The following is a 10,498-nucleotide window of genomic DNA, read 5'->3' as shown; positions in this document are numbered from 1 at the left end:
CCCCCAGCACCCCCGCTGGGTGGCTTCGCCCCCAGACCCCCACCAAGGACTCCGTCCCTGGACCCTGCTGGGGCGCTGCCCCAAACCCCGCCAGGGACTCCGTCCCTGGACCCGGAACGGCTACCGCGATGGTGTGGGACAAACCCGGCTGGGTGGCTCCGCCCCCAGCACCCCCGCTGGGTGGCTTCGCTCCCAGACCCCCACCGGGACGCTGTCCCGGACCCTGCTGGGGCGCTGCCCCAAACCCCGCCAAGGACTCCGTCCCTGGACCCGGTTGTGGGCCTGGGCTCGGCACCGTGGGGCCCACGGCCAGTGCCCGGTGGCCCGTGTGGGGTTCCCCCTTTGTGGTGGACGGTGTTTATGCGGCGAGGGCCAGGGTCTTGGCCTCGTAGTTGATGGGTGAGAGGTGTTCGAGGGCGCTGTGGCGTCGGTGGTGGTTGTAGAACGCGATCCAGGCGAACACGTCGCGGCGGGCCTGGGCGCGGGTGGTCCAGATGTGGCCGTGGTGGATCGTTTCGCGTTTGAGGGTGGCGTTGAAGGCTTCGGCGGCGGCGTTGTCGAGGGCTGAGGCGATGCGGCCGGCCGATCGGCGGATCCGGTGGGTGCGGCAGTGGGCGGCGAAGCGGGCGGATGTGTATTGCGTCCCGCGGTCACTATGAAAGATCACGCCTTCGACGTTCCCGCCCCTGGCCGTCACGGCCGCTTCGAGGGCGTCGGTGACCAGGCTGGTGCGCATGTGATCGGCCAGGGACCAACCGATCAAACGCCTGGAGGACAGGTCGATGACGGTGGCCAGGTAGAGCCACCCCTGACCGGTGGGGAGGTAGGTGATGTCACCGCACCATCGGGCATCCAGTCGGCCACCAGCGGAGAAGTCGCGTTCCACCAGATCCGGGATCACCACCGGCTGCTCGTCGCCGATGGTGGTGCGCTTGGCCCGCCGCAGATGATGCCCGACGATGGCGAAACGGCGCATCAACCGCTCAACCCGCTTGTGGTTGATCATGCGTCCGGCATCGCGCAACTCGGCGACCACACGCGGGGACCCATAGGTGCCGCGTGAGTCGGTGTGGACCTGCTTGATTTCGGCGGCCAAGGCGGCATCGGCGGCATGGCGGGCATCCCGCGCCGCCGCGGTCGCGTGGTGCTTGTAGTAGCCCGAGGCCGAGACCCCCAACAAACGACACAACCGCTGGACACCGAACCTGGCGGCGTGTTGCGAGATGAACCCCCAGCGACTCACCGGCCCATCTCCTTGACGAAATACATCGTCGCCTTCCGCAGAATCTCCTTCTCGGTCTCCAGCTCGGTGACCTTCGCGCGGAGACGAGCCAGCTCGGTGACCTTCGCGCGGAGACGAGCCAGCTCGGCGTCCTTGGCCGCCACCGACAACCCCACAGAACCGGTCTCCACCGGGCCGTCATGGTCGGACCCGCCATAGCGACCCGACCGGACCCAGCCACGAAACGTCTCATGATTGAGCCCGAGTTCGGCAGCCACCGACGCGATCGTCCGCCCCGACGACTCCCACAACCCGACAGCATCACGACGAAACTCATCGGTGTACTTCGACATCCCCAACAGGAACACTCCTTCCACCAGGCCATCCAAGACCCAGAACGAGTGTCCACCAACCCGGGGGAACCTCAGAGCCCGGTGCCCGGTAGCCAGTGGCCACGGCTCCCGGCGGCTGCTCACGCAGCCGCCACACGCGTGCCATGCCGGACGGACCGCGAGGCTGGTCCACCACGCCACGCTGTGCTGGTCCACGCCACCTGGTCCCGCCGCCCGCCGCCCTACCCGCCCCTTCGCCCTACTCCGGTCGTCTACCCCACCGTCGGCGGCGTGATCCACCTTGTGATGTCCACCTGCAACTGCGCCGCCATCTCCGCCAGCATCGCGTTGAACAGCAGGTCCGGGTGGTTCACCACCGGCAGCTGCCCGTAGACCTCCATCGCCACCACCCCGTACAGCCGAATCCAGTACGTCAGGAAGATGTACGCGAACTCCATCGGCACATCCGCCCCGATCGTCTGCGAGCACGCCATCAGCTCCCCCTGCAGCTCCGCCGACATCGGCGGCACCGTCGGCAGGGGCAGCGGGAAACCGCGCTCCTCGTCGGTCTGCCGGTACAGCTCACCGAAGATGCGGCCGAAGACCTGGCTGAAGCGGGTGGCGGCGGCGTGGGGTTCGGCGGTGGGGTCGAGGTGGGAGTCGGTGTTGTGGTGGAGGTCGACGCTGGCGAACATGAGCGTGAACTCGGGCCGGTGTGAGACCGCCCAGGAGCGAAACGAGCGCGCCGCCACGAGCACACGGCCGATGTGGTCGTCCTCGGCCAGTTCGTCGCAGGCGGTCTCCATGAAGGCGCGCAGTTCGTCGTACAGGTCGACGCACAGCGCGACCAGCAGCGCCTCAAGGCTCGGGAAGTACCGGTAGAGCGCGGGGGCGCTCATCCCCATGTCGCGGGCGATGGCGCGCAGGGAGATGGCGAGGGGGCCGTCGGCCGTCAACTGCCGGCGAGCCACCGCCTTGATCTCGGCGACGGTGGCGTTTCGCACCCGTTCACGACGGTTGGGTGGTTTGGGTGTGACCGGCTCCACGCTTCTCCTCGACCGCAATGCCGCTTCCGCTGTTGACAAACGTGAACGTCATTGTCGATAGTTAACGGTGTTCACGTTCATGAATACCGTTTCATCTTAATGTCTCGCGGGTTGCCTGTCGATCACCGTGTCGATGGACACGCGGGGACAAGTCCTGGGAGGGACGATTCCAGTGTTCGCATGGTGGGGGCGCGTCGTCGCCCGAGCCCGGTGGGTCGTGTTGGCCGCCGGGATCATCGTCGCCGTGATCGGCGCGCTGTGGGGGACGGGCGTGTTCGGCGCCGTCTCCGACGGCGGCTTCTACAACGAGAACAGCCCCAGCGCGCAGGCGGCCGAGCGGATCTCCGACAAGTTCGGGAGGCAGGCCGTCGACGTCGTCGTCCTCTACTCCTCCGACTCGCTCGCCGTCGACGACCCCGCGTTCAAGTCGGCGGTCGACACGGTCCTGGGCAAGGCGGCCGACAACCCCGACGTCGCCGCCGTCCAGTCGTACTACAACACCCCCGCACCCCACAACGCCGTCTTCAAGTCCGGCGACGGCCACTCCACGTACGCCGCGATCCGCCTCTCCGGCGAGGACGAGGCCGAGCGGGCCGACCAGTTCACCGAGCTCAAGGACACCTTCGACGCCGAGGGACTGACGACCGAACTGGGCGGGCAGTCGGCGATCTTCGCCGATGTCAACACCCAGACGCAGGACGACATCGTCAAGGCCGAGACGCTGGCCATGCCGATCCTGCTGCTGCTCATGGTCATCATCTTCGGCAGCGTCGTCGCCGCCCTGACACCGCTGATGGTGGGCGTCCTCGCCATCCTCGGCGCCTTCACCATCACCAGGCTGCTGACCTACGTCACCGACGTGTCGGTCTTCGCGATCAACATCATCACCATCATCGGGCTCGGGCTCGCCATCGACTACGCCTTGTTCGTCGTCAACCGCTTCCGCGAGGAACAGCACGCCGGACACGACCGGGAAACGGCGATCTCGCGGACCATGGCCACCGCCGGGCGGACGGTGACCGTCTCCGGCGTGATCATCATGCTGTCGCTCGCGGGGCTGCTGCTCTTCCCGCTGCCGTTCCTCAAGGCGATGGCCTACGGAGGCATCGCGGCCGTCGGGATCGCCATGCTGGGCGCCTTGACCGTCCTGCCGGCCCTCCTCGCCGTCCTCGGACCGAAGGTCGACGCCTGGCGCATCCCCTTCCGTCGCCGCAACGGTGGCGCGCCCGCCGAGAGCCGGTTCTGGGGCGCCATCGGCCGGATCGTCATGAAGCGGCCGGCGTTCTTCATCATCGGCGTCCTGGGAGTCCTGGCCCTGGTGGCCAGTCCCTTCCTGCACGCCAAGTTCGGCGGCGTCGACGAGCGGGTCCTGCCCGCCGGGACGGAGAGCCGCGTCGTCAGCGAGGAGCTGGCGACCGACTTCCCCGGCGGAGGCCTCACGAAGCTCGAAGTCCTCGTCGACGGGGGCGGGGAGGCCGCCGTCGCGCAGGTGCGCCAGGCGATCCTGGACATCCCGCACGTCACGGGCGCCGAACCGACCGTCGCCGACGCGACCGGCGCGGTCCTGTCGGTCTCCTATGACGTCGACCCGGAGAGCGGCGCGGCCCGCGAACTGGTCAACGCCGTCCGCGACGTGGCCGTCCCCGGCGGCACCGGCGTGCACGTCACCGGGCAGAGCGCGATCCTCGACGACCAGCTCAGCGACCTCACCGAGCGCCTGCCGTGGATGGCGCTGCTCGTCGCCGGGGTGACGCTCCTGCTGCTCTTCCTCGCCTTCGGTTCGGTGCTCCTGCCGATCAAGGCGGTGCTGATGAACGTCGTCTCCATCGGCGCGTCCTTCGGTGTGATCGTGTGGATCTTCCAGGACGGGCATCTCGCCGACCTGCTCGGCTTCACCCCGCTCACCGGGCTCGAACCGACGAACCTGCTGCTCATGCTGGTCCTGCTGTTCGGCCTCTCCACCGACTACGAGGTGTTCCTCCTCTCCCGCGTCCGCGAGGAGTGGGACGCCCACGGCGACAACACCAAGGCCGTGGTCACCGGACTCCAGCGCACCGGCGGGATCATCAGCTCCGCGGCGCTGCTGCTCATCGTCGTGGTGGCCGGCTTCGCCTCCGGCGGGATCGTGTTCATCAAGATGATCGGCATCGGCATGATCGTGGCGATCTTCGTCGACGCGACCCTCGTCCGCGGCCTGCTCGTCCCGGCGACCATGCGCGTCCTCGGCCGCGCCAACTGGTGGTCGCCGAAACCGCTGCGCCGGCTCTACTCGAAATACGGCATCGACGAGGGCGCGCCCGAACCCGCCCGAGAGGAGCCCGTCTCCGTCGCGTGATCAAGAAGTGACGCCGTGTACCGGCCGGGCTGGTCCCACCGGTGCACGGCCGCTACGATTCACCCGGTGAGCGGCGAGTACATCCTTACCCTGTCCTGCCCCGACCGCGTGGGCATCGTCCACGCCGTAGCGGGCTTCCTCGCCGAGCGCGGGGGGAACATCATGCACAGCAACCAGTTCTCCGACCCCGGCAGCGGCCGCTTCTTCATGCGCGTCCACTTCGCCTGCGACCTGGCCCACGCCGGCCTCCGGGTCGACTTCGCGCCCGTCGGCGCCGACTTCGGCATGGAGTGGGAGCTGCACGACCGCGCCGCCCGGCAGCGCGTCCTGGTGCTGGTCTCCAAGCAGGACCACTGCCTCAACGACCTGCTCTACCGCTTCCGGATCGGCGCCATCCCCGGCGAGCTCGTGGGCGTCGCCTCGAACCACGCCGACGCCCGCCCCCTCACCGAGGCCGCCGGCGTCGCCTTCCACCACCTGCCGGTCACCGACGAGTCGAAGGCCGCCCAGGAGCGCCGCATCCTCGACCTCGTGGAGAGCGAGCGCGCCGACATCGTCGTCCTGGCCCGCTACATGCAGATCCTCTCCGACGACTTCTGCGCCAAACTGTCCGGGCGCATCATCAACATCCATCACTCCTTCCTCCCCAGTTTCAAAGGCGCCCGCCCCTACCACCAGGCCTACGACCGGGGCGTGAAGATCATCGGTGCCACGACCCACTACGTCACCGCCGACCTCGACGAGGGCCCGATCATCGAGCAGGAGATCGCCCGCGTCGACCACGCCATGACCCCCGAACAGCTCGTCGCCGTCGGCCGCGATCTCGAGTCGATGGTGCTGGCCCGCGGCCTCACCTGGCACCTCGAACACCGGATCCTGCTCAACGGCGGCCGGACTGTCGTCTTCCGCTGAAACACGTACTGGACAATGAGACCGTGAGCCCACGCGAGATAGTCATCCTCGGCTCGACCGGTTCGATCGGCACGCAGGCCATCGACGTGATCGAGCGCAACCCCGAGCGGTTCCGCGTCGCGGGGATCGGCGCCGGCGGCGCGAACCCCGCGCTCCTCGCCGCCCAGGCCCTCAGCCTCGGCGTCGACGTCGTCGCGGTCGCCCGGGCAGGCTCCGCCCAGGAGCTCCAGCTCGCCTTCTACAGCGAGGCGAAGAAGCGCGGCTACGCCACCGGCGACTTCAAGATCCCCAAGATCCTCGCCGGGCCCGACGCGATGACCGAGCTGGCCTCCACCAAGTGCGACCTGGTCCTCAACGGGATCACCGGCTCCATCGGCCTGCGGCCCACCCTGGCCGCCCTCAAGGCCGGCAGCCTCCTCGCCCTGGCCAACAAGGAGTCCCTCGTCGCCGGCGGACCGCTCGTCCGCGACCTCGCCGCCCCCGGGCAGCTCATCGCCGTCGACTCCGAGCACTCCGCCCTCGCCCAGTGCCTGCGCGGGGGGAGTCCTGCCGAGGTCCGCCGACTCGTGCTCACCGCCAGCGGCGGCGCCTTCCGCGGCCGCACCCGCGCCGAACTGGCCGACGTCACGCCCGAACAGGCCCTCGACCACCCGACCTGGGACATGGGCCCCGTCGTGACCATCAACACCGCGACCATGGTCAACAAGGGCCTTGAGGTCATCGAGGCGCACGAACTGTTCGGCGTCCCCTATGACGACATCAGCGTCATGGTCCACCCCCAGTCGGTGATCCACTCCATGGTCGAGTTCACCGACGGCTCCACCCTCGCCCAGGCCAGCCCGCCCGACATGCGCCTGCCGATCGCGCTCGCCCTCGGCTGGCCCGACCGCGTCCCCGGCGCGGCCTCGGCGGTCGACTGGACGAAGTCCCACACCTGGGAGTTCACGCCCCTCGACGACGAGGCCTTCCCCGCCGTCCGCCTCGCCATGCACGCCGGCCGTACCGGCCGCTGCCTCCCGGCTGTCTACAACGCCGCCAACGAGGAACTCGTCGCCGCGTTCGTCGCCGGCCGGCTGCCCTTCCTGGGGATCGTCGACACCTTGGAGCGGGTGCTCGCCGAGGCTCCCGATTTTGGCCAACCGGGTACCGTCGACGACGTGCACGCGGCCGAGGAATGGGCGCGCGCGCGGGCAACGGAGCTTGTGCACAGCCACGTACGCGCTTAAACCAGCGGTCTGTCAGAGAGGAACTCCCGCTTCATGGTCTTCGTTCTCGGTGTCCTGCTCTTCGCGCTCGGCATCCTGATATCGGTCGCGCTGCACGAGGCCGGCCACATGGGCACCGCCAGGATGTTCGGCATGAAGGTGACCCGTTACTTCATCGGGTTCGGGCCGACGCTGTTCGCCTTCAAGAAGGGCGAGGTCGAGTACGGGCTCAAGGCCATTCCGGCCGGCGCCTTCGTCAAGATCATCGGTATGACCCCCCTCGAGGACGAGGAGGACGTCGCCCCCGAGGACAAGCACCGCGTCTTCTGGCGCAAGCCGCTGTGGCAGCGCACGATCGTGCTGGCCGCCGGCTCCATCGCGCACTTCATCATCGGCCTGGTCATCGTGTGGATCCTGGTGTCGTTCATCGGCATCGGCAACCCGGCCCAGGCCGCCGCGCAGCAGGAGTCGGTGGACACCGCGAGGGTCGCCGTCGCCGAGTGCATCCCGCCCGAGGGCGCCTCCGCCGACTTCGAGTGCGGCCCGAGCGACCAGCCCGCCCCCGCCGCCGCCGGCGGCATCCAGAGCGGCGACCGCGTCACCGCCGTCAACGGCACCGCGGTCACCAACTGGGAGCAGATGACCAAGGCCATCCAGCCGCTGCCTCCCGGTGAGCCCGCCACCATCACCGTCGACCGCGCGGGCCAGTCGGTCACCACGACCGTCACCCCCTACGCCGACGAGATCACCGGCGAGGACGGCAAGCCGAAGACCGTCGCCAAGATCGGCGTCGGCGCCTACATCGACCCGGCCATCCCGGCGACCATCGCCTACGGCCCCGTCGACGGCATCGGCCAGACCTTCGTCGTCACCGGCCAGTTCGCCGAGGGCATCGGCAAGGCCGTCGTGAACCTGCCGCAGAAGGTCCCCGCCCTGTGGAACTCCCTCACCGGCGGTGAGCGCGACCCCGAGACTCCCGTCAGCGTCGTCGGCGCCAGCCGTATCGGTGGCGAACTGGCCGAGCGCAACGAGTGGGCGATGTTCTTCATCCTCCTCGCCACGCTGAACTTCTTCATCGGCGTGTTCAACCTGCTGCCGCTGCTGCCGCTCGACGGCGGGCACATCGCGATCGCCTGGTTCGAGAAGGTCCGCACCTGGATCTACGGCCTGATGAAGAAGCCCGACCCCGGCCGGGTGGATTATCTGAAGCTCCTGCCGGTCACATACGTCGTGATTGTTATCTTTGCGGGGTTCACCCTGCTCACTGTCGCCGCTGACATCGTCAACCCGATCGTGTTGTTCAAATGACCCCGCCCCCCGCGGGAATGGTCCGGAGGGACTCTTGAGCACTATCAGTCTTGGTATGCCGTCGCTGCCACCGCCGCCTGTCGCCGAGCCGCGCAAGTCGCGCCAGCTCAACGTGGGAGGCGTGCTCGTCGGCGGTGGGGCGCCGGTGAGCGTCCAGTCGATGACCACGACGGTCACCGCCGACATCAACGCCACGCTCCAGCAGATCGCCGAGCTGACCGCCGCGGGCTGCCAGATCGTGCGCGTCGCGGTGCCCAGCGCCGACGACGCCGAGGCGCTGCCGATCATCGCGCGCAAGTCGAAGATCCCGGTGATCGCCGACATCCACTTCCAGCCGAAGTACGTCTTCGCCGCGATCGAGGCCGGGTGCGCCGCCGTGCGCGTCAACCCGGGCAACATCAAGAAGTTCGACGACAAGATCGGCGAGATCGCCCGCGCGGCCAAGAACGCCGGGACCCCGATCCGCATCGGCGTCAACGCCGGTTCGCTCGACCCGCGGCTGCTGGCCAAGTACGGCAAGGCCACCGCCGAGGCGCTCGTCGAGTCGGCGCTGTGGGAGTGCTCGCTGTTCGAGGAGCACGACTTCCGCGACATCAAGATCTCGGTCAAGCACCACGACCCGGTCGTGATGATCCGGGCCTACCGTCTGCTCGCCGAGAAGTGCGACTACCCGCTGCACCTCGGTGTCACCGAGGCCGGTCCGACCTTCCAGGGCACGATCAAGTCGGCGGTCGCCTTCGGCGCCCTGCTCTCCGAGGGCATCGGCGACACCATCCGCGTGTCCCTGTCGGCGCCTCCGGTCGAGGAGGTCAAGGTCGGCAACGCGATCCTGGAGTCGCTCGGCCTTCGCGAGCGCGGCCTGGAGATCGTCTCCTGCCCGTCGTGCGGACGCGCGCAGGTCGACGTCTACAAGCTGGCCGAAGAGGTCACCGCCGGGCTCGACGGCCTGCCGGTCCCGCTGCGCGTGGCCGTGATGGGCTGCGTCGTCAACGGTCCCGGTGAGGCCCGCGAGGCCGACCTGGGTGTGGCCTCGGGCAACGGCAAAGGCCAGATCTTCGTCAAGGGCGAGGTCGTCAAGACCGTCCCCGAGGCGCAGATCGTGGAGACCCTCATCGAAGAGGCCATCCGGCTCGCCGACGAGATGGGCGCCGAGATTCCCGAGGAGCTGCGCGAACTCGTCAAGCCCGTCGTCGAGGTGCACTGATCGCCGATCACCTGGCAGGCTAGGAGCGTGGAGACGACGCTCCCGGTGCGGCTGCTGTCCGCACCCGATCACGACGCGGTGGCTCGGCTGCTCGACGCCGAGCCTCTCGCGGGCGCGTTCGTCGCCGACAGGCTCGCGACGCACGGTTGGTCGCGCGGCAACCGCCTGTACGGCTACAGCCGCGGCGGTGAACTGCTCGCGGTGTGCCTGTCGGCGGCCAACATGGTGCCGGTCGGCTGCGACGAGGCCGCCGTCGACGCCTTCGTCGACTTGGCCCGGCGCGAAGGGCGCCAGTGCTCGTCCATCGTGGGCGCCGGACCGGCCGTCCGGCGCCTCTGGCGTGGTCTGCGGCCCTACTGGGGTGCGGCCAGGGCGGTGCGGGAGCACCAGCCGCTGTTGGTCACCGCGGAGCCGAGTCCGATCGACGCCGACCTGTACGTGCGCCGCTCGGTGCGCTCCGACGTGCCGGCGCTCTTTCCTGCGGCGGTGGCGATGTACACCGAGGAGGTCGGCGTCTCGCCGCTCGCGGACCGCTCGAGCGCCGCGGCCTACCGTGATCGCCTGGAGTACCTCGTCTCGGCGGGACGGTCCTATTCACGGATCGACAACGGCCGGGTGGTCTTCAAGGCCGAGATCGCCGTGCTGACCCGGCACACGGCCCAGATCCAGGGCGTGTGGGTGGCGCCGGATCTGCGGGGGAGGGGCCTCGCGGCGCCGTGCATGGCGGCCGTCGTCGCCGACGCCCTGCGCAGGCACGCCCCGACGGTCTCGCTGTATGTCAATGATTTCAACGTCCCCGCACTTCGCACGTACCGCCGCTGCGGCATGCGCGAGGTCGCTGAGCTGGCCACCGTTCTCTTCTGACTATTCGCACGGTACTTCTGCTACTGCAGACTGCCGCCGCTGTCGGCTTTTTCACCTGACGGGTAGCCGA

At 69.0% G+C, this 10,498-nt stretch carries 8 protein-coding genes; 6 read left to right on the top strand and 2 right to left on the bottom strand.

The features are described 5' to 3' along the window. Positions 1-358 precede the first annotated feature (358 nt). Positions 359-1,581, bottom strand: a protein-coding gene (locus AB0I28_RS35430; protein WP_357500153.1) for an IS3 family transposase whose coding sequence is annotated in 2 segments (ribosomal slippage) — positions 359-1,299 and positions 1,299-1,581 — 1,224 coding nt in all. Because the reading frame shifts where the segments join, the coding sequence is not laid out codon by codon here. Between the two features lie 245 nt (positions 1,582-1,826). After that, positions 1,827-2,600, bottom strand: a complete 774-nt coding sequence (locus tag AB0I28_RS35425) for a TetR/AcrR family transcriptional regulator (RefSeq protein WP_357500135.1) — start codon at positions 2,598-2,600, stop codon at positions 1,827-1,829. Positions 2,601-2,772: 172 nt separating this feature from the next. Between AB0I28_RS35425 and AB0I28_RS35420 the strand changes: the two genes are divergently transcribed. The 6 genes from AB0I28_RS35420 (at position 2,773) to AB0I28_RS35395 (ending at position 10,428) form a co-directional block, all read left to right on the top strand. Further along, on the top strand, positions 2,773-4,935 hold the full coding sequence (locus tag AB0I28_RS35420; protein ID WP_357500133.1) for an MMPL family transporter: 2,163 nt from the start codon (positions 2,773-2,775) through the stop codon (positions 4,933-4,935). A gap of 66 nt (positions 4,936-5,001) precedes the next feature. Then, on the top strand, positions 5,002-5,847 hold the full coding sequence (purU, locus tag AB0I28_RS35415; RefSeq protein ID WP_357500131.1) for a formyltetrahydrofolate deformylase: 846 nt from the start codon (positions 5,002-5,004) through the stop codon (positions 5,845-5,847). Positions 5,848-5,870: 23 nt separating this feature from the next. Beyond that, on the top strand, positions 5,871-7,073 hold the full coding sequence (dxr, locus tag AB0I28_RS35410) for a 1-deoxy-D-xylulose-5-phosphate reductoisomerase (RefSeq protein WP_357500129.1): 1,203 nt from the start codon (positions 5,871-5,873) through the stop codon (positions 7,071-7,073). Positions 7,074-7,106: 33 nt separating this feature from the next. Beyond that, positions 7,107-8,360, top strand: coding sequence for a site-2 protease family protein (locus AB0I28_RS35405; RefSeq protein ID WP_357500127.1), 1,254 nt, complete (start codon positions 7,107-7,109; stop codon positions 8,358-8,360). Between the two features lie 34 nt (positions 8,361-8,394). After that, on the top strand, positions 8,395-9,564 hold the full coding sequence (ispG, locus tag AB0I28_RS35400; protein WP_357500125.1) for a flavodoxin-dependent (E)-4-hydroxy-3-methylbut-2-enyl-diphosphate synthase: 1,170 nt from the start codon (positions 8,395-8,397) through the stop codon (positions 9,562-9,564). 27 nt (positions 9,565-9,591) lie between these two features. After that, a complete protein-coding gene (locus AB0I28_RS35395; RefSeq protein ID WP_357500123.1) occupies positions 9,592-10,428 on the top strand; it encodes a GNAT family N-acetyltransferase in 837 nt (278 codons plus the stop codon). Positions 10,429-10,498: the final 70 nt, after the last annotated feature.

Source organism: Phytomonospora sp. NPDC050363, assembly GCF_040655735.1.
GTDB lineage: Bacteria > Actinomycetota > Actinomycetes > Mycobacteriales > Micromonosporaceae > Phytomonospora.
This window is presented reverse-complemented; position numbering and strand designations above follow the sequence as displayed.